Raw genomic sequence first — 18,620 nt, 5'->3', positions numbered from 1 at the left:
TAACGGAACCTAAAACTTCGGTAATGCAACAAAGGCCAGCCGCGAAACGCGGCTGGCCTTTGAAGATTCTGCCTGATATTTCGGTGCTACGCCCTGTGTTGACCGCCCCTTACAAGGGCCTGAAAACAAAAAGGCCGCGCACCGAAAAAACGCCCTTACAGAGACGCCTTGGCCCGTGCGAGCACAACCTTACAGGTGGACTGGCGGATGGGCAGCGTTGCCGTGGCGATGGAATAGGTCTTGTTGTTCACGCGCAGCTGGCCAGCGGTGCCAATGGCGTAGAACATGTTGCCGTCAGCGCCTTCAGGCACGGCATTCGTCTTTTTGACGTATTCCTGCAGGGTGCGGAAACCGTCGTCATAATCGACATATTCGTTCTGCACGCAGTAGTTCAGCAGCCCGGCGTTTTCAGCGGGGTTGATGGCCGCGACCTGATCGGACGGGTCAACAGTTGTCAGAGAGGACGTATCCCCCCCACGCACGACGGGAATGTTCAGCTCCTGTGCGTGAGCCAGCACCGGAGCGCCAGCCAGGAGAGAGGTGGTAAGGGCAAGCGCCGACAGGGCACGTACGGCTGTCAGTTTCATCAAGAATCTCCCTAGCGGAATATGCGACAAACTGCCCCGTAATCTGTCCAAAGATCAAGCAGCCGCCGGGCGCACAAAAAACATGGCAGACCACACGCGCCCTTCACCCTGCGTTGCGCAGCCCCCCGCCATAAAGGCGCGATCTGTGTGCCGCCCCATCGCCCCCGCCCATGCAGCGCGCAGACACCTGAACGAAAAAACGCAAAAGCTCTTTAACCTGTCTGTTTTTTCTGAATTCAGGCCAGACAGGGCAAAGTTGGCAAACCAGTCTATCCATCTGATAAAACAGCATGTCCATTCGCGTTGTACACCCCCTGCACAAGGGTACGCACCCCCTTTTGTCCCCCTCTCTACAGGGTCCTCAACCTGCATCACGATCTGGTGATCTGTCCCTGATGCCTCGGTTTTCGCCTCACTTGGCCGGGTGAGAGGTCATGGCTGCCCCCACCCGAAGGCATGTTCTGCGTTATAACAATTAATGCTATCTTTTTTATCCACTCAATCCACTCACGCTATTTCTGTATCAATGGAACATACTCCCCCTATTCAAAAAGGGCATGATGCCCGTCTGGTTGTCGCAATTATTCTGGTTACGATGGCAATGGGCATGCTTGATGCCATCTCGCTGCTGCACCTGAAAATGTTCGCGGGGTACATGACCGCAAGCATCATCCTGATTGCGGTCAACATCGCCACCTCGCAGGCTATCGTCCTGTCCGGGCTGGAGGCCATTGCCTGCTTCTATAGTGGCGCTGTGCTGGGAGGACGCCTTGTCCGGCGCAGACGGCACCAGCGCCTGATTATCGGAGATATGCTGCTCGGTGTCGCCAGCCTTATTGCGCTGGCGGCATGGATCTGGTCAGCCGCGCCACCCGGCGCACCTTATATAACGCTGGGCCTGCTGGCTTTTGCCATGGGGGTGCAGACCTCCGCCACCCGCCACGCCAGCCTGCCGGACATGACATTACCCGCCGCAACCGTTGTTCTGCACGGTCTGGCGCATAACAGCAGCGTGGCCGGGGGCGATAACAGGGGAAGCTGGCGCAGGGCGGCGGCCATTGGCGCGCTCTTTCTCGGCGCGGTCATGGGCACGCTGATTTCGGCCCATAGCGTAGCACAGGGAATAGCCTTAACGGCGTTCATCATCATGATGGCCGGTACGGTGCTACTGGTCGGGCGCCTGCCGCTTGTCGTGCGGCTGGACCGGATCAGCATTCCCTGAGCGCACCACGATCGGGCCGGTATGCCACTGGCCCGATTTACGTTGCGGTGTTGTTCAGTCCGCCCGGCGGATCATGAAATACGATGCCAGCGCAAAACAGAAGACAGACGTGCCCAACGAGGCCACCGCCGTCATACGCTCGCTCGGGTTAACCAGCATGGCCCCGAAGACAACCGCAACCCCCGCCACCGTGGCGTAGTTGGTCAGCGGAAACAACGGTAACGCAAACCGCCCCTGCCCTGCACGCTCAGCCGCTTTGCGGGTTACGACATGGGCTGTCACAATCAGGCTGTAAATCAGCAGGATAACGCCACCGCTACAACTCAGCAGGAAGGCAAAAATCGTATCGGGGGCGAGAATGGAAGAAAACGCCACCAGAGCCCCCGCCAGACCGCTGACTGTAATAGCCAGACGCGGCGCGCCCGAGCCCGCCAGACGCCCCAGTGGGGCCGGGGCATCGCCCTGTTCCGCCAGTTCACGCAGCACGCGGGAGGTAATGTACAGGCTGGAATTCAGGCAGGACAGGATGGCGCTCAACACCACAACGCGCATCATCAACCCGGCACCGGGCACACCCATGCGATCCATGGCCGCAACAAAGGGCGAGCGGCCGGAAATGATCGTATCCCACGGCACAACAAGCAGGATCATGCCCACTGCCAGAACATAAAACAGCGTAACACGCAGCCCCAGACTACGCGTTACGCGGTCGATGCTCTTTTCCGATTCACTGGATTCCGCCGCCGCCACGGTTGCGATTTCCGCCCCCATCATGCTGAACAGAATGGTGGGTACAATCGATAGCACCGCCAGAAAACCATGCGGCACAAGACCGCCATGCCCCACCAGGTTGGAGCGCACCGATACGCCCGGCCCAAAAACATGCAGCACATACAGCAGGCTCAGGCCCACAAAGGCCAGAATGCTGAAAACCTTCACCCCGGAAAGCCAGAACTCGCATTCGCCAAAAACACGCGGCGCCGCGAAATTGACTGCCTTGAGCACTGCCAGTTGCACAAGAGCCAGGAGCCAGACCGGCAGATTAACCCAATCCTGCAACAGGATAGCCCCGGCAATGGCCTCGCTGCCCAGCACCACCACCCAGAAAAACCAGTAAAGCCAGCCAGCGGTAAACCCGACCCTGTCGCCGTGGGCAATGCGGATATATGCCACGAACGATCCCTGTCGCGGGTTGTTCACCACCATTTCGCCCAGCATCCGCATGACCAGCATGACCAACGCGCCAACACCAAGATAGGCCAGCAGAACCGCAGGCCCGGTGGCGACAATGGCAGCGCTGCTACCGACGAACAGCCCCGCGCCGATGGTGCCGCCAAGGGCGATCATGGCGATATGCCGGTTCCGAAGACCCGCGCCCGACCTAGCGGGCGGTGTGGTCTTTGCCTGTGCCATACGGAAATTCCTTTTCTGTCGCCCGATCTCTATAATGTTCCTGCGTAATCGAACCGATCGATCATACTTGAAACGGAACAATATCCAAAGCGCACCGGCCCGACTGCTGCAATGCAGACAGACAGCGCCACGAGGCAGAGCCATGCCCAGTGCATGGCCTTGTCCGGCACGTCATCAGAATCGGGGGGAAACTGGAGCGGATGAGGGGAATCGAACCCCCGTATGCAGCTTGGGAAGCTGCCGTTCTACCATTGAACTACATCCGCGTGGCGAACCAGTGGGCGTCTTATAACCCCGCTTCTGCTGACTGGCAATCCGAAGGGTGTATTTTCCCGCTTACTCGCTTTGCGCATCCGGGCTGATCAGATCGGATATATGCCCGCTCTCTCGCAGGCTCAGCCCTTCCGGCGGGCGGGTGGGCGCACTGCCTCGCGCCACACGGCGTGGCAGAACAGCTTGGGTAAAGCCCAGCTTGGCGGCTTCTTTCAGCCGGGAATCCGCCTGAGAAACCTGCCTGATCTCGCCCGAAAGCCCGACTTCGCCAAAATAGACCGCACCGGGGCTGGTCGGCACGCCGGTCGCTGCGGAAACGAGTGCGGCAGCCACGGCCAGATCAGCCGCCGGTTCCGCCACTTTCAGCCCTCCGGCTACGTTCAGATACACATCCATGCCCGAAAGCTTCAGCCCGCAACGGGTTTCCAGCACGGCAAGCAGCATGGCCAACCGCCCGCCATCCCAGCCCACAACAGCACGGCGGGGCGCGCCATCCCCCCCTTTGGGCGAGAGCAGGGCCTGCACTTCCAGCAGGACAGGGCGAGACCCTTCAAGCCCGGCAAAGACGGCGGAACCGGCAATATTACCCCGCCGCTCGGCCAGAAACAGGGCGGAAGGGTTACTGACTTCCTCCAGCCCGCGATCGGTCATGGCGAACACGCCAATTTCATCCGTCGCACCATAGCGATTCTTGGCCGCGCGCAGGATACGGAACTGATGCCCGCGATCGCCCTCGAAATACATGACGGCATCCACCATGTGTTCCAGCACGCGCGGGCCTGCCAGTGCCCCTTCCTTGGTGACATGCCCCACCAGAATAAGACAGAACCCCCGGCGCTTGGCCGCGCGGATCAGCTCGAACGCGCAGGCCCGCACCTGCGAAACCGTGCCCGGAGCGCTTTCCACCGTTTCCAGCCACATGGTCTGGATAGAATCGATAACCACCACCCGCACATCAGCCTCGGCCTCGGCGGTGGCGATAATGTCCGCCACATTGATGGAGGCCGCCAGTTCCAGCTTTGCCCCTTCCACCCCCAGCCGCCGGGCGCGCAGGCGGATCTGATCCACCGCCTCTTCACCCGAAATATACAAAACCCGCTCGCCCTGTTCCGCCAGCTTGCTCGCGGCCTGCAACAGCAGCGTGGATTTACCGATCCCCGGATCGCCCCCCACCAGCACGACAGAGGCAGGCACCAACCCCCCACCCAGTGCGCGATCCAGCTCGGCAATACCCGAGCGCACGCGCGGCGGTGGCTGTACAACACCCTGCAAGGCCTCAAGCCGGACACGCCGCCCCGGCACAGCCCGTGCGGCAGAAGACGCCGCCAGCGGTTCTATCGCCAGTTCTTCAAGCGTGTTCCATTCCTGGCAGGCATCGCACTGCCCGGCCCATTTGGCATGTACGGCTCCGCAGGCGGTGCATCCGTACTGACGGGCTGGTTTTTTGGCCACGGGCACTCCTTGAAACTCCGCGCGGCCTAACCCGGCGCGGCACGACACCGGTTAGCTCCGGCTCCCGCATAAAATGGAATAAAACAAGAACAAACTCAAGCCCGCAGCCCCCCTGCCTACCCCCATGACGCATACAGGCACTTTGACGAACCCCCTCCTTCCACGCTAGGCCAGCAGAGCGATACAGCACCCACCCCCACGCAGGAGCAGACAGCCCCGATCCATGGATATGGCGCTCGATCTCGTGGCCGGCATTGGCCGCGCTACCCTTTCCCTTCTCCGCGCAACGGGGGCGATCGCGCTGTTCGCGCTGTCTGGCCTGTCGCATATTGTCCGCCCGCCGTTTTACGGGCGCGTCTTTTGGGGCAGTTTTCTCGAGACGGGTTTTTTCTCGCTCCCCGTTGTAGCGCTAACCGCCCTGTTTTCAGGCGGGGTGATTGCGTTGCAATCCTATACCGGCTTTGCACAGTACCATGCCCAGAGTGCGATTGCCGGTATTGTGGTACTGGCCGTTACCCGTGAGCTAGGGCCGGTTCTGGCAGGGCTTATGGTGGCCGGACGGGTGGGCGCTGCCATGGCTGCCCAGATTGGCACCATGCGCGTAACCGACCAGATTGATGCGCTGGATACCCTGTCCACCAACCCCATGAAATATCTGGTGGCCCCACGCCTGCTGGCCGGGCTTGTAGCCCTGCCCCTGCTGGTGCTGATAGCCGATGTGCTGGGGGTTGCCGGTGGTTTTCTCGTGGCAGTGGTCAAGCTCGATTTTTCCGCCACCGCCTATATTACCGCCACCCTCAACGCCCTGAAAGCCGAGGATGTCACGGTCGGGCTGGTCAAGGCCGCTCTGTTCGGCTTTCTGATCACCCTCATGGGCTGTTACCACGGCTATAACAGCAAGGGCGGGGCCGAGGGCGTGGGGTCTGCCACCACATCTGCCGTGGTCGCTGCCTCCATTTTACTACTGGCGTTCGATTATCTGATAACGGACCTGTTTTTCTCGCACTGAACACCATAAGGACCGCCGCCCCGCATGACAGATGCGCCTCCGAAAATCCGTATCCGTGACCTGCACAAATCTTTTGGCAGCAAAAAGGTGCTCGATGGCGTCACACTTGATGTGGCGCAGGGTACTTCATGCGTAATCATTGGCGGGTCAGGAAGCGGTAAATCGGTTCTGCTGCGCTGCCTGCTGGGCCTTATGACGCCCGATTCCGGCGTGATTGAAATCGACGGTGAAAACATTCTCAGCGCCCCCGCCAGCCGCCGCGAGCGCCTGCGCGGCGAAATAGGCATGCTGTTCCAGAACGCCGCCCTGTTTGACAGCCTGCCCGTATGGGAAAATGTCACCTTCGGGCTTCTCGCGCGCAAGCATCTTTCCCGCCGTAATGCCCGCACCCATGCGGGCGAAATCCTGACACAGGTCGGGCTTGACCCATCCGTGGGCGATCTTTACCCGGCGGAACTTTCAGGCGGCATGCAAAAGCGTGTGGGCCTTGCACGCGCTATCGCCGCACGCCCGGACATGCTGTTTTTTGATGAACCCACAACCGGGCTGGACCCGATCATGGGGGCTGTCATCGACGGGCTGATTGTAAACTGCGTCAAAACACTCGGCTCCACCGCCATTGCCATCACGCATGACATGGCCTCCGCCCAGCGGATAGGCGATCAGGCGGCCATGCTCTATCAGGGGCGGCTGATCTGGCAGGGGGCCGCCAGCACCCTGATGGAGAGCGGCAACCCCTATGTGGATCAGTTCACCCATGGCCGCCGCGAAGGGCCTATCACCATGGAACTGCGTCGTTAGAGAGCGGCTGGGCGCACTTCTTCGCTTGCCCGCACTGCCTGCGGGTGAGATAGAAAGAAGACAGTGAAACGGCCAGTCAACCGTGGAGAAAGACAACATCATGAAACGTGCAGTCCTGCTGCTGGCTTGTGCGCTCGGCCTTTCGGCGTGCGGGATGTTCCATTCGACCCCCCGCCATATTACCTCCCCCGCTCAGCTCGAAAAACTGGGGTTCCGCGATCATATCCAGAACAGCAACACCTAAGCTGTCTCCCGGCCTGACCGAGCGCCCCTGATCCCTTCCCCCCTGCTTTCAGGAGGCTCGCGCTCAGGACAGTCACGCAAGGCATACGGTAAAGCGGAGATACGACTGCCCGATGCGCCATCAGCTTTTTTTCTCCTCTTTGCGCCGCCTGCTCCGACCTGCGGGGCTGGCCCTTGCCCTGCTTGCCGCGCCTGCCCTTGCCACGGCAGCCACCGCCGCCACCACACGCACCGACACAACGCCAGCCGCCCCATCGGCTGATACGACACAACCGACCGTAGGCACCACCGTACCCGGCGGGCTGGCCAGCGCCTTTATCGCCCGCGCTGAAAACAGCGCGCCCGATCAGACGCTGGACGCAATGGAAGCGGAAATCCGCACCATTTACACCACCGGCCTGCAAGACCACGATACAGGCCATACCTCCGCTGATCTGGCCACGTTGCTGCAACGCGCAACGGCTGTCGCCACGCAGGCCGATACGCTCATGGCGCGGCTGAAGCCCTACCATGCAATGTACCAGAACTTTCTGGATATTCTGGGCAAGCCTCCCGCCTCCGGCGACCCGGCAGAAGCCGCCTCCATTACCGAGCAGCGCAATACCCTGACACGCCGCCAGAAAGAGGTGGACACCCGCATGGTGCGGCTAAAGCTGTATCAGGCGGAAGCCCAGCAGCTTATCAGCGCCCTGCGCCAGCATGGCAGCGCCATTCAGCAGGCAACGCTCTGGCAGCGTTTTCCCTCGCCGCTAGGTATCAATTTCTGGTCAGGGCTGATCAGCGCCTTCCGGCAGGACAGCAACCACCTGCATGACCTTTCCCAGCAGACCGTCGCCCTGACGGGGGTCGCCTTTAGCGGCTCGCGCGTGTTTATCACTCTGGGCGGAATGGCGGGCACGGCCCTGCTCATGGCGCTCTGGCTTGGCTGCCACGGCCCTGTACGCAGGCTGATTACCCGCTTTGTACCCTTTGGCCGCCTGCGCCCGATTACAGCCACCCTCGCCTGTGCGGCCATTGCCACAGCCGCCTGGGGTTTTTCCTTCCAGATCCTGTGGAACATCCTGTCGTTCGATAACCCTGCCGCACAGGGTGATCTGGCCGTGCTGGCCGACATGGTGGCAACACAGGCTCCCCTGTGCGGCTTTGTACTGGAACTGGGCTGGTGCCTGTTCTCACGCATGAAGGAATGGCGGGTTTTCACCATGCCCGACGAACTGGCCAGAAACCTGCGCCTGTTCCCCGCATGGCTGGCCGTCGCCATGCTGGTGCGCGGTGCGCTGCGCTATATGGACACACATAGCGGCCTGTCCCTGCTGTCCGTGCAGTTGATGGATGGCGCCTATACGCTGGCGGTCAGCCCCTTGCTGTTCGCGATCCCGCGGGAGCTACGGGTTACCGCCAATACGGAAGACGAAGATAACCCGCCCCTCGCGCAGTTTCTGCGCAGTCTGGCCATGACCGTGGCTATTATCTGCTGGCTGGCTGTGTTTTCGGGCTATATTCCGCTGGCCTATACCATCATCTCATGGCTGAGCATGATGAGTATCACGCTTTCCGGCCTGCTGCTGGTCTCGCTCCTGTCCAGCACGCTATGCGCCACAGCCCTGTGCGCGCATGGCAGCCTTGGCCAACGCCTGACAGCTCTGGGCATTCCGGCACGGCTGGTCAACCAGATCAGTGTGCTTATTCCCGGCGCGGTCAATCTGCTGCTGCTGGTGGTTCTGTTTGCTGTTGCCAGTTCAGGCGGTGGGTTTGACCCCTCGCAGGTATGGGCGCAGCTTGGCTACCTGTTTAATGGCCAGACCAATGCCGAAACACATTTTGTCTCGCTCAATGCCGTACTGCTCTGTGTCGGGCTGCTGATAGCCGGGCACTACGTCATCAATCTGGTCAAAAGCTGGTTCAGCCAGAAGTTTTTCCCCACCACCCGGCTGGATACGGGGGCACAGGCCTCCATTCTGGGTATTTTGGGATATTCTGCGTGGATTCTCATCGGACTGGCCATGCTGTCGGTGCTGGGGGTGACAGTCAAAAGCCTGACATGGGTTGTCAGCGCGCTGTCGGTCGGGATCGGGTTTGGTCTGCAATCCATCGTGCAGAATTTCGTTTCAGGCATTATCCTGATGGCCGAACGCCCTGTCTCGGTGGGTGATACCGTGACGATTGCCGGTGTAACGGGCAAGGTAGGGCGGATCAGCGTGCGGTCTACCGACATCCTGCTGGACGACAAATCCATCATGATCGTGCCGAACTCGCAGTTCATTACCTCGGCGGTCAAGAACGCCACTGCGGCACAGAAACCCGGCGTGTTTACCGTAACGCTTGATGTGCCGTTCTCCTCCGACCTCAACCACGCGATGCAGGTCATTGCTGACACACTGAGCGCCTGTGACGCCGTGGACGGCCTTGCCCCTGTTACGGTGGACATGACATCGGTAGAGGATGGCACGGTGCTGCTGACCGGCACCGCCACCGCCCGTGCGGATCTGACCATCAAACTCGCCAGACCCATAGCCCTGCGCGCACTGTGGCAGGCTTTTCATGAACAGGGGATTATCGTCGCATCCCGGCAGGTACTGCTGATGCGCGATGCGGACGCACCCGCAAGCTGACAGCCACCGCCCTGCTGCAACCATTACGGTATGCGACAGAGCGGTGCAGCCGCATCCTAGTGATCGTGCAGGGTGTCCAGATCGGCAAAGCGCGTGTATTCGCCTTCGAAGAACAGGTTGATGGTGCCGGTTGGCCCATGACGCTGTTTTTCGAGAATCAGCTCGGCCTTATTATGCACAAGCCCCATACGGCGCTGCCAGTCTTCCATGGCAGTCTGATATTTATCCATGGAATCAAACGCCGTTTCCTTGGGCTGACGCTGCTGGAGATAATATTCGTCACGATAGACGAACATCACCGCATCGGCGTCCTGCTCGATCGAACCTGATTCACGCAGATCCGACAGCATAGGCCGTTTGTCCTCTCGGCTTTCCACCTGACGGGAGAGCTGGGAAAGGGCCAGAACCGGCACTTCCAGTTCCTTGGCAATAGCCTTGAGACCCTGCGTAATCATGGAAATTTCCAGCACGCGGCTTTCTGGGCGGGTGCCGACAGACGGGCGCATAAGCTGGAGGTAATCCACCACCACCAGACTAAGCCCCTGCGTACGCTTGAGCCTGCGGCAGCGTGTGCGCATAGCCGAAAGGCTGATGGCCGGGGTATCGTCAATCACCAGCGGCAAAGACGCCAGCTCGTGGCTGACACGCACAAAGCGGTCGAATTCCTTCTGCCCGATATCGCCACGCCGAATGCGCTCGCCCGATACCTCAGCCTGTTCGGACAGGATACGGGTAGCAAGCTGTTCGGCCGACATTTCGAGCGAGAAAATGGCGACACTACCCTTGGGTTTGCCCCCCTTGTCCGAACTGTCTTCCATAATGGCGCGGGCGGCGGAAAAGGCCATTTTAGTAGCCAGAGCCGTTTTACCCATCGCGGGTCGCCCTGCCAGAATAAGCAGATCGGAAGGGTGCAGGCCGCCGGTTTTCTTATCCAGATCCCGCAGGCCGGAGGTCAGGCCTGTTACATGGCCATCGTTCTCAAACGCCTGTGCCGCAACCTCGATCGCGCCCGCCAGCGCACGGTTGAAGGAGACAAAATCCCCTTCCTTGCCTTTTTCGGTGGCCAGCTTGAACAGGGCTTCTTCCCCGGCCTCAATCTGATCAGGCCCGGACAGCCCGCCCGATATGCCAAAGGCATTGTTGACGACGGTCTCGCCAATATCAATCAACTGGCGGCGTATCCACGCGTCATGAATGGCGCGACCATAATCGCCCGCGTTGATAATCCCCACCATGGAGCCAAGAAGCTTGGCCATGTAACCCATGCCGCCAACGCTTTCCAGAACACCTGAATGTTCAAGCTCGGCACGCATGGTCACGGGGTCTGCCAGCTGTCCGGCTTCGACCCGCCGGGCAATGGCCTCGAAAATCCGGCCATTCACCCTGTTGGCAAAATGCTCGGCCGCGAGAAAATCCGAAACCCGGTCATAGGCACGGTTATTGGTCAGCAAGGCACCAAGCAGCGCCTGCTCGGCCTCTATGTTGGCGGGGGGCTGGCGCAGGCCAAGGGCCAGTGGCCCTTCTTCCTTCTGCTGGTCGCTCTCGATCGTGTTCATGCCGGTCTCTGTAGCAGATTTCCGGCCAATACCGTAAGAGTCGGCAGCGATTACGCGCGGCTCTTTCCCGCCCAGCCTTCCTGCACGGCGCGGTCAAGCTCATCATACGCAGTAACGATATGATAGAGTGAGCTTGTGGGAATACGCTCGGCTGCGGGCTGGCCCTGTGCGTCAAGCTGGTCTGTCCATGTCGCACCGGCACTGGCGCAGGCTACGGGGCCATGCAGGTAGCGTGTCAGCAGGTTGTCCGCCACGCGTGCCGCCAGCAGGCCATTGCCTTGCGCATCGTGGCGGAGGATGCCGCGCAGGGCCTCACCCTGCACCCACAGGCGCGCGGCGTTACTCAGCACCTGCCCGCCCCTGCCGACCGCATCGCGCACCAGAGCAGTCTCTGCCACCACGCCATGCGCCAGTGCAAAACGGTAAAGGCTGTCAGCCTGTCTGTGGGTTTCAACCCCGCTGCGGGCAGTATAGGCGTGGAGCAGCCACACCCATTCGAAATGATGCCCCGGCTCCGTCCACTGCCCGGCCTCGCCTGCCGCTGGCAGCCAACCCGCCTGAAAATATTCCCCCAGACACCCGGTTACAGGATCGAAAAAACGGGTGCTGAACAGCGCGTGCAGACGGTGGGCCAGCGTCAGATCATCGGTCTGGCCGGTAGTATCATACAGGGCCAGAACGGCCTCAAAAAGATGCATATGGGGGTTCTGCTGCCACGCTGCGCCATCATCGGGCAGGCAGTTTACAAAACCACCATCCGGCCGGGGCATGGCCGCTTCGATCCAGCGCAGGGTCTCGCGTGCAAGGGTTATGGCCTGCCCATCGGCCCTATCCAGCCGGGCATACCAGGCCAGAGCAAAAACCACGAAAGCCAGATCATACAGATCCGCCGTATTGTCGAGCACCGCACCCGAACGGGTCAGGCGGCAGGCCCAGCCGCCATCGGCCCGGCGTGCGTTGAGCAGAAACCGGAAAATACCGTCCGCCCGTGCGCGGGCTTCGGGCCAGCCCCGCAGCGCCGCCCAAGAAAACACGAAAAGCTGGCGGGCCTGCACCCTCACCCGCTTGAAAGGGGGCAGAGCTGGCACGCCCTCGCCCGTCAGGTGCTCCTGTGCGCCAAGGAAGGCTGGCGCTCCAGCCACGCTATCGCAGCCTGTATCGGCCCAGAAGGGCAATGCCTGCCCGAAAAGCCAGTCCGTAAAGCGCACATGCACGGCGGCAAGCGCACTGGCCGCATCCTGCTGCGCACAGACAGGGGAATGCCCCATGCCTGTCACTCGCTCCGCGCCCGCCCGATAATAGCCGTGGTGGAGTGGCCCTGCCGCAGATCAGCCAGCACCAGTCGCCCTCCGGCCCCCAGAACAAGATCAGCCCCCACAACGGTTTCAGCCGTATAATCTGCGCCCTTCACCAGCACATCGGGCATCAGGGCGCGGATTGTCTCTAGCGGAGTATCCGCATCGAACGCGACAACGGCATCCACCATCCGCAGTGCGCCCATAACAGTCGCACGCGCCTCCAGCGTATTGACGGGGCGGGTTTCCCCTTTCAGGCGGCGCACGCTGGCATCCGTATTCAGGGCCACCACCAGCCTGTCACACGCAGCGCGGGCCTGTGCCAGCAGGCTGACATGACCGGGGTGCAGAATATCAAAGCAGCCGTTGGTAAAGCCAACCTTGAGCCCCCGCGCACGCCAGCGATCCACCTGCCCGCGCATGGCCTCCAGCGATAGCAGGGGGGCCATGGTTTCTTCGCCCTCGCCCGATGCGTCCTGATCATCAAGTTCGCGCAGAACCTCGCCAATATCCGCCGTGGCCGTGCCGAGCTTGCCCACCACCACGCCTGCAGCGGCATTGGCGACACGCATGGCCTGTTCAAAACTCATGCCAGCGCCCACGGCCAGCGCCATGGTGGCGATAACGGTATCGCCCGCCCCGGACACATCAAACACCTCGCGCGCTCGGGCAGGTACGGACAGGGCCGGGCCGTTGCGCCGCACCAGCATCATGCCTTTTTCGGAACGGGTGGCCAGAATGGCTTGCGCCTCGGCCAGTTCCATAACCGTGCGGGCAGCGGTCTCTACCTGTGCTTCGCTCTCTACCGGCAGAGCCGAGGCAGCCGCCAGTTCGCGCGCATTGGGGGTAATGCACGCAGCCCCCCGGTACAGGCTGTAATCCGTGCTTTTGGGGTCAACAAAAACCGGCACGCCCAGATGCCGGGCCTGTGCAAACAGGTGTTCCAGTACGGCAGGTGCGCATACGCCCTTGCCGTAATCCGACACCACAACCGCCTGAACCTGCGCCATATGTGCGCTAATGGCCGCGCACAGCTTTTCCGCCTCATGGGTTTCGAGTGCGGTGCGGCTCTCCTCATCCACCCGCACAACCTGCTGATGGGCCGCGATAAAGCGTGTTTTGCAGATTGTGGGCCGCACGGGGCTGACGCAGGTGGCATCGCACAGGCGCTCACGGTTGGCCAGAGCAGCACGCAGGGTGGCCCCGGCCTCGTCCTGCCCGGTCAGCCCCACCAGAACCGCCCGCCCGCCAAGCGAGAGGATATTGCTGGCGACATTACCGGCCCCACCGGGCATTTCGCGGCGGTTATCGAGCAGAAGCACGGGTACCGGCGCCTCGGGGGATATCCGTTCCATGCGTCCGTAAAGAAAACGGTCGAGCATGACATCGCCCACGCACAGGACGGTAATGGCGGAAAAATCCATCAGATTTCAGACCCCAAAGGTGCCGACAAAATCCACCAGCCCAGCCTGACGGGACACCGCCTGACGGGCGGCCACCAGCACCGCGCGGGCTTCGGCTATGGCGCGATCCAGCTCGGTATTGACGATCACGTAATCGAACTCGCGCCAGTGCGAAATTTCATCGCGCGCGGCGGCCATGCGGCGGGCAATTTCATCGGGGTGATCGGAGGCGCGGCCATGCAGGCGGCGCTCAAGTTCGGCCATGGAAGGCGGCAGCACGAACAGGCTCACGACATCGCCCGGCAAAGCCTGCCGGATCTGCTGGTGGCCCTGCCAGTCAATGTCGAACACCATATCATGTCCGGCGGCCAGGGTCTGTTCCACCGGCGCACGCGGGGTGCCGTAGCCACGCCCGAACACGGTGGCCCATTCCAGCATATCGCCCGCTGCGGCCATGGTTTCGAACTGTTCCATGCTGCGGAAATAGTAATGCACGCCCTCTTTCTCGCCGGGGCGGGGGTTGCGCGTGGTCACGGAAACAGAATGCCGCAGCCGTGTATCTGAAGCCCGCAAGGCATTGGCGATGGTCGATTTTCCTGCCCCCGAAGGCGCAGATATGACAAAACATACACCCCTGCGGTTTATTTTTGCCGGACAGTCCGCTCCGTTTTCCACCATGCCGCCTTCCATGCTCCCCTCAATGCTCCCCTTCGGTATGCTACCGTATTGCGCTTCCGGTCTTGCCCCTTCATGCCAGAAGCCGCCATGCTGCGCCACAGCCCGCAACACGATATGGCGAAGACTGATTTTTCAATGCTCCATCCATCTGTCCTGATTACCGGCGCGTCCTCTGGACTGGGTCAAGCGCTTGCCCTGACACTGGCGCGCCCCGGCCGCAGGCTGTGGCTGGGCGGGCGCTGTGCGTCACGCCTGAATGACACCGCCGCACGCTGCACGGAAAAAGGGGCCGAGGTCTCCACCCTGCTGGCGGATGTAACCGACCGCGCCACCATGCAGGACTGGATTTATGGTGCTGGAACACTCAATCTGGTGCTGGCCTGTGCGGGCATTACCGGGGGTGCCCGCGCACCGACAGCCACCATGCAGGCTCCGCATGAGCCCCCCGAGCAGGTGCGCCGTATTTTTGAAACCGACCTGATGGGCGTGCTCAATACCGTGCTGCCCGCAATGGATGTCATGCGCCGCCAGCCCCGCACGGCGGACGGGCTGCGCGGGCGTATCTGCGCCATTGCTTCGGTTGCGGGGCTGGTATCCTTTCCGGGCACGCCTGCTTATTGCGCGGCCAAGGCGGCGGTGGATCGCTTTATGGTCGCCAGTGGGGCCAATGCGCGGCGCGAGGGCATTCTGCTGAGTTCGGTCGTTTGTGGTTTTCTGGATACACCCATGGTTGCGGGTAACCGCTTTCCCATGCCGGGGCTGACAGATGTAAACACGGCATGCCATCGTATCCTGCGCGGACTGGGGCGCAATGAGCGGCGCATTACTTTTCCGCTCTGGCTGGCGGCGGGGTCACGGTTGATGGATCTGCTGCCGCCGCGCGTGGCCGAAGCCTATTACACGCGCCAGTCCACAGGCGCGCCCGGCAGCATGCCCGAACCCGACCTTTCCTGAACGGGAGCGGGCACTTTAATTTCCCTGCACTTTGCGGAACCACCATGACACAGGATACACCACTGCCCGCCCAGCCCGGTGCCGCCACACCCCAAAATGGCTGGATGGAGGATTTTTCCGCCGCCTCCGTCAGCCAGCCTGTACCCGATGCGCTCAAGACCATGAAAATGGACAGGGTGTTCTGGAGCCATTTTTCCCCCAATCTCGGCCCCGGTGGCTGGGTAACGGGGGCGCTGCTTGTCAGCATGGGGCTGGATTTCCGCGCGGGCCTTGCCGCCGTGCTGCTGGGCAACCTGATCGGCGCACTGCCTGTGGCACTGGCCGCCGCCATAGGCCCACCAACCGGCCTGACACAGATGGAGGCCTCGCGCCGCGCTCTGGGGCGACTTGGGGTGCGGCCTCCAGCCCTGCTGAACTGGATTTACTGCGTGGGGTGGGATGCGGTGAACAATGTTCCCGCCGCCACCGCCCTGCTGACCCTGCTGCTGGCCGTGGGCCTGCATACACCGTTCTGGCTGGCGCTGGCGGTGCTGGCAGGGGTGCAGATGATGGCCTCCATCTACGGCCACCATATGGTGCAGGCCCTGCAGAAATATCTGGGCGGGATGCTGCTGGTGGTGTTCAGCCTGATCGGGATTGTGTTCGCGCTGCGCGGGCAGGCGCCACTTGCCACGCACCATGCCGTAAGCTTTGGCACTTTCATGCTGGCGGTTGGGGTGCTGGTCAGCTTCAACCTGTCATGGGCATCCTACTCATCGGATTACACCCGGTACCTGCCTGCCCGCTCAAGCCCTGCCAAAGTCGTCTTTCTGGCACTGGCCGGGCTGCTCTGCTCGGCCATTCCCTTCCAGATTCTGGGGCTGATCTGCGCGGGCAGCGTGGCTGATCCTTCGCCCACGGCGGTTATTGCCTCGCTCCAGCAGGCCATGGGGCCACTGGGCGGAGTGGCGCTGGCCGCCATTGCGCTGTCGTCCATCACCGGCAATTCTTTCAACGACAACACGGCCAGTTACAGTCTGATTTCCGCCGGGCTGCACATTCCGCGCGTAGCCGCCGCCGTGCTGACAGCACTCTTGGGCTACGGGCTGGCCGTGGCCGGAGCCGGGCGCTACACCACGCTTTATACCGACTACCTGCTGGTCACACTCTACTGGATTGCGCCGTGGATCGGCATTGTGCTGGCGGACTGGTATCTGGGCGACCGCACGGTTCATCCCGTTCCCCCCGGCTGGACGCGCGGGGCAACGCTCTTCGTGGTCATGACCGTGCTGACCATTGGCCTGTTTTCCACCAGCAGCCTGTATACCGGCCCCGTAGCCACGTGGCTGGGCGGGGCTGATATAGGCTATTATGTCGGGTTTTTTGGGGCTTTCGCGGGTTACGCGCTCAGCCGCCCCCGGCGGGCCAGTTCATAAAGCCCGACGGCTGCGGCCACGGACACGTTCAGGCTTTCCATCTCGCCGGGCATGTAAAGCCCGGCGATTTCATCGCAGCTTTCCCGTGTGAGGCGGCGCAGGCCGCGCCCCTCCGCACCCAATACCAGCGCCACGCGGCGGTTTTCAAACGCTACGCCATCCAGCACACCGCCACCGGCATCCAGCCCGACTGTCCAGCACCCGGCCTTCTGCAACTGTTCGATCGCGCGGGAGAGATTGACCTCGCGCACAATCGGCACGGTTTCCAGCGCGCCGGATGCAGCCTTGGCCAGCACGGCGGTTTCCTCCGGTGCATTCCGATCCTGCACCACCAGACACGCCGCCCCGAATGCCGCGGCCGAGCGCAGGATAGCGCCAACATTACGCGGGTCTGTAACCTGATCGAGCACCAGCACCGGGCCGGGGCGTTCAAGCGCCTCATCCAGCGCCAGAGCCGGTAACGGGCGCACCAGAAGGGCAACACCCTGATGCACGGCCTCTGGCCCCAGCAGATCATCCAACCGGGCGCGCTGCACCACTTCGGGGGCTACCCGCAGGCCACCAGCCTGCGTGGCTTCCTGCACGGCGGGATGCTCGGCTTCTGTTACCAGCAGGCGTTCGCACACACGCTGCGGGTTGGCGAGCGCTGCCCCCACGGCATGGGTACCAAACAGCCATAACCCACCACCCGGCGCACCCCCACGGCCACCACCGGCCGGGCCTGAAGAGCGGGGACGGCGCGCGGGCCGGGATGGGCGAGGAGAGCGCATGGGCGAGGTGTCCGGTTTTCTGGTCATTCTGCTCACACCCCTAGCGCATGTGCGGGGCTTTCGCCTATCCCCCCTGCCCTGTTTGGCCCCGGCCAGCCGACCAACAGCCCCACCACTCAGGCAGCAGGAATGGACAAGCCGCCTTACGGGCTGTATCGGTTCGCCTTCACCACGCAATGACAAAGGCCCCGCCCCAACGGCACGGGCCGGGCACCACGCAACCGGGGAGCGGGCCATGACCTCAGCTTATTCGGACCATGCCGTAACCCTCCATCAGAACGACCTGCCTGATGGCCTGACCTTTACCGGCTCCGTTGCCGTGGATACCGAAACCATGGGGCTGAACCCCCACCGTGACCGGCTGTGCCTTGTCCAGCTTTCAGCGGGCGATGGCACGGCGCATCTGGTGCAGCTTATCCCCACCCGTCTTGGCGGTGCAGGCTATGACTGCCCCAATCTCAAGCGGGTTTTAGCTGACCCGACGCTGACAAAAATCATGCACTTCGCCCGTTTTGATGTCGGAATTTTGCAACACACGCTGGGGATTACCGTAGCCCCCGTGGTCTGCACCAAAATTGCCGCCAAGCTGGTACGCACCTTTACCGAGCGCCACGGGCTTGCCGCCCTGTGCCGTGAAATTCTGGGGATTGAGTTAAGCAAGCACCAGCAGAGTTCTGACTGGGGCGCGCCCACCCTCACCCCCGAGCAGCGCGCCTATGCCGCCTCGGACGTGCTGCACCTGCACGCACTCTGGTCACGGCTGGAAGCGCTTCTGGAACGCGAAGAGCGGCGCGAACTCGCACAAGCCTGCTTCGACTTTCTGCCAAGCCGGGCCAGACTGGATATTCTGGGCTATGGTGAGCCGGATATTTTCGCGCACAGGGCATGAAAACCTTCACGCCCCCCATCTTTTGCGTGTAAGCGAACGGCACAACCC

At 62.0% G+C, this 18,620-nt stretch carries 17 protein-coding genes and 1 tRNA gene; 9 read left to right on the top strand and 9 right to left on the bottom strand.

Annotated features, from left to right (window positions below; translation table 11 throughout):
• Positions 1–155: 155 nt before the first annotated feature.
• On the bottom strand, positions 156–587 hold the full coding sequence (locus tag J2D75_RS00860; protein ID WP_207851849.1) for a DUF2501 domain-containing protein: 432 nt from the start codon (positions 585–587) through the stop codon (positions 156–158).
• Between the two features lie 526 nt (positions 588–1,113).
• Here J2D75_RS00860 and J2D75_RS00855 point away from each other — a divergent pair.
• Positions 1,114–1,809 (top strand): YoaK family protein, encoded by a 696-nt coding sequence (locus J2D75_RS00855; RefSeq protein WP_207851848.1) that lies wholly within the window; start codon positions 1,114–1,116, stop codon positions 1,807–1,809.
• 54 nt (positions 1,810–1,863) lie between these two features.
• Here J2D75_RS00855 and J2D75_RS00850 read toward each other — a convergent pair whose 3' ends face one another.
• From J2D75_RS00850 to radA, 3 genes are all read right to left on the bottom strand, one after another.
• Positions 1,864–3,222, bottom strand: coding sequence for an amino acid permease (locus J2D75_RS00850; RefSeq protein WP_207851846.1), 1,359 nt, complete (start codon positions 3,220–3,222; stop codon positions 1,864–1,866).
• Between the two features lie 192 nt (positions 3,223–3,414).
• A tRNA-Gly gene (locus tag J2D75_RS00845) sits at positions 3,415–3,488 on the bottom strand.
• 70 nt (positions 3,489–3,558) lie between these two features.
• Complete coding sequence (gene radA, locus J2D75_RS00840; RefSeq protein WP_207851844.1) at positions 3,559–4,947, bottom strand: DNA repair protein RadA; 1,389 nt, start codon at positions 4,945–4,947, stop codon at positions 3,559–3,561.
• Positions 4,948–5,170: 223 nt separating this feature from the next.
• On the opposite strand from radA, the gene J2D75_RS00835 reads away from it, so the two are divergent.
• From J2D75_RS00835 to J2D75_RS00820, 4 genes are all read left to right on the top strand, one after another.
• On the top strand, positions 5,171–5,956 hold the full coding sequence (locus tag J2D75_RS00835; protein WP_207851842.1) for an MlaE family ABC transporter permease: 786 nt from the start codon (positions 5,171–5,173) through the stop codon (positions 5,954–5,956).
• 24 nt (positions 5,957–5,980) lie between these two features.
• On the top strand, positions 5,981–6,757 hold the full coding sequence (locus J2D75_RS00830; protein ID WP_207851840.1) for an ABC transporter ATP-binding protein: 777 nt from the start codon (positions 5,981–5,983) through the stop codon (positions 6,755–6,757).
• A gap of 100 nt (positions 6,758–6,857) precedes the next feature.
• A complete protein-coding gene (locus J2D75_RS00825) occupies positions 6,858–7,001 on the top strand; it encodes a hypothetical protein (protein ID WP_207851838.1) in 144 nt (47 codons plus the stop codon).
• Between the two features lie 112 nt (positions 7,002–7,113).
• Entirely contained in the window at positions 7,114–9,612 is a 2,499-nt protein-coding gene (locus tag J2D75_RS00820; RefSeq protein ID WP_207851836.1) for a mechanosensitive ion channel domain-containing protein, read from the top strand.
• A gap of 56 nt (positions 9,613–9,668) precedes the next feature.
• Here the strand turns inward: J2D75_RS00820 and J2D75_RS00815 are convergent, their stop codons facing one another.
• Genes J2D75_RS00815 through gmk form a run of 4 tightly spaced genes read right to left on the bottom strand, consistent with a single transcriptional unit; the run spans position 9,669 to position 14,544 of the window.
• On the bottom strand, positions 9,669–11,168 hold the full coding sequence (locus tag J2D75_RS00815; RefSeq protein WP_207851834.1) for a replicative DNA helicase: 1,500 nt from the start codon (positions 11,166–11,168) through the stop codon (positions 9,669–9,671).
• Positions 11,169–11,218: 50 nt separating this feature from the next.
• A complete protein-coding gene (locus tag J2D75_RS00810; protein ID WP_207851832.1) occupies positions 11,219–12,436 on the bottom strand; it encodes an AGE family epimerase/isomerase in 1,218 nt (405 codons plus the stop codon).
• A 5-nt stretch (positions 12,437–12,441) separates the two neighbouring features.
• Positions 12,442–13,887 carry a D-glycero-beta-D-manno-heptose-7-phosphate kinase gene (gene rfaE1 / locus J2D75_RS00805; protein WP_207851830.1) on the bottom strand — a complete coding sequence of 482 codons (1,446 nt, stop codon included), beginning with the start codon at positions 13,885–13,887 and terminating at the stop codon, positions 12,442–12,444.
• 6 nt (positions 13,888–13,893) lie between these two features.
• A complete protein-coding gene (gene gmk, locus J2D75_RS00800; RefSeq protein ID WP_207851828.1) occupies positions 13,894–14,544 on the bottom strand; it encodes a guanylate kinase in 651 nt (216 codons plus the stop codon).
• Here gmk and J2D75_RS00795 point away from each other — a divergent pair.
• From J2D75_RS00795 to J2D75_RS00785, 3 genes are read left to right on the top strand one after another with little or no spacing between them, the layout of a single operon-like run.
• The gene (locus tag J2D75_RS00795) at positions 14,483–14,701 is read left to right on the top strand and encodes a hypothetical protein (protein WP_207852920.1); all 219 of its coding nucleotides are present in this window, start codon (positions 14,483–14,485) and stop codon (positions 14,699–14,701) included. The two genes, gmk and J2D75_RS00795, sit on opposite strands and share 62 nt — an antisense overlap.
• A complete protein-coding gene (locus tag J2D75_RS00790; RefSeq protein WP_207852764.1) occupies positions 14,680–15,498 on the top strand; it encodes an SDR family NAD(P)-dependent oxidoreductase in 819 nt (272 codons plus the stop codon). The genes J2D75_RS00795 and J2D75_RS00790 overlap by 22 nt, the downstream gene beginning before the upstream one ends.
• Before the next feature lie 44 nt (positions 15,499–15,542).
• Positions 15,543–16,913: a purine-cytosine permease family protein gene (locus J2D75_RS00785; RefSeq protein WP_243428369.1), complete on the top strand. Its 1,371-nt coding sequence runs from the start codon at positions 15,543–15,545 to the stop codon at positions 16,911–16,913.
• On the opposite strand, the gene rlmB is transcribed toward J2D75_RS00785, so the two are convergent.
• Complete coding sequence (gene rlmB / locus J2D75_RS00780) at positions 16,877–17,683, bottom strand: 23S rRNA (guanosine(2251)-2'-O)-methyltransferase RlmB (RefSeq protein ID WP_207852760.1); 807 nt, start codon at positions 17,681–17,683, stop codon at positions 16,877–16,879. The genes J2D75_RS00785 and rlmB overlap by 37 nt on opposite strands.
• Before the next feature lie 235 nt (positions 17,684–17,918).
• Between rlmB and J2D75_RS00775 the strand changes: the two genes are divergently transcribed.
• Positions 17,919–18,572, top strand: coding sequence for a ribonuclease D (locus J2D75_RS00775; RefSeq protein ID WP_207852758.1), 654 nt, complete (start codon positions 17,919–17,921; stop codon positions 18,570–18,572).
• Positions 18,573–18,620: the final 48 nt, after the last annotated feature.

Source organism: Acetobacter suratthaniensis (genome assembly GCF_017377745.1).
In the GTDB taxonomy this organism is placed as follows: Bacteria; Pseudomonadota; Alphaproteobacteria; order Acetobacterales; family Acetobacteraceae; genus Acetobacter; species Acetobacter suratthaniensis.
Note: the sequence above shows the minus strand (reverse complement) of the source record. Positions and strands in the feature narration are given on the sequence as shown.

Coding starts and splice junctions, on each gene's coding strand:
- J2D75_RS00860 (WP_207851849.1), bottom strand. CDS start 587: ATGAAACTGACAGCCGTACGTGCCCTGTCGGCGCTTGCCCTTACCACC.
- J2D75_RS00855 (WP_207851848.1), top strand. CDS start 1,114: ATGGAACATACTCCCCCTATTCAAAAAGGGCATGATGCCCGTCTGGTT.
- J2D75_RS00850 (WP_207851846.1), bottom strand. CDS start 3,222: ATGGCACAGGCAAAGACCACACCGCCCGCTAGGTCGGGCGCGGGTCTT.
- J2D75_RS00835 (WP_207851842.1), top strand. CDS start 5,171: ATGGATATGGCGCTCGATCTCGTGGCCGGCATTGGCCGCGCTACCCTT.
- J2D75_RS00830 (WP_207851840.1), top strand. CDS start 5,981: ATGACAGATGCGCCTCCGAAAATCCGTATCCGTGACCTGCACAAATCT.
- J2D75_RS00825 (WP_207851838.1), top strand. CDS start 6,858: ATGAAACGTGCAGTCCTGCTGCTGGCTTGTGCGCTCGGCCTTTCGGCG.
- J2D75_RS00820 (WP_207851836.1), top strand. CDS start 7,114: ATGCGCCATCAGCTTTTTTTCTCCTCTTTGCGCCGCCTGCTCCGACCT.
- J2D75_RS00815 (WP_207851834.1), bottom strand. CDS start 11,168: ATGAACACGATCGAGAGCGACCAGCAGAAGGAAGAAGGGCCACTGGCC.
- J2D75_RS00810 (WP_207851832.1), bottom strand. CDS start 12,436: ATGGGGCATTCCCCTGTCTGTGCGCAGCAGGATGCGGCCAGTGCGCTT.
- rfaE1 (WP_207851830.1), bottom strand. CDS start 13,887: ATGGATTTTTCCGCCATTACCGTCCTGTGCGTGGGCGATGTCATGCTC.
- J2D75_RS00795 (WP_207852920.1), top strand. CDS start 14,483: ATGACAAAACATACACCCCTGCGGTTTATTTTTGCCGGACAGTCCGCT.
- gmk (WP_207851828.1), bottom strand. CDS start 14,544: ATGGTGGAAAACGGAGCGGACTGTCCGGCAAAAATAAACCGCAGGGGT.
- J2D75_RS00790 (WP_207852764.1), top strand. CDS start 14,680: ATGCTCCATCCATCTGTCCTGATTACCGGCGCGTCCTCTGGACTGGGT.
- J2D75_RS00785 (WP_243428369.1), top strand. CDS start 15,543: ATGACACAGGATACACCACTGCCCGCCCAGCCCGGTGCCGCCACACCC.
- rlmB (WP_207852760.1), bottom strand. CDS start 17,683: ATGCGCTCTCCTCGCCCATCCCGGCCCGCGCGCCGTCCCCGCTCTTCA.
- J2D75_RS00775 (WP_207852758.1), top strand. CDS start 17,919: ATGACCTCAGCTTATTCGGACCATGCCGTAACCCTCCATCAGAACGAC.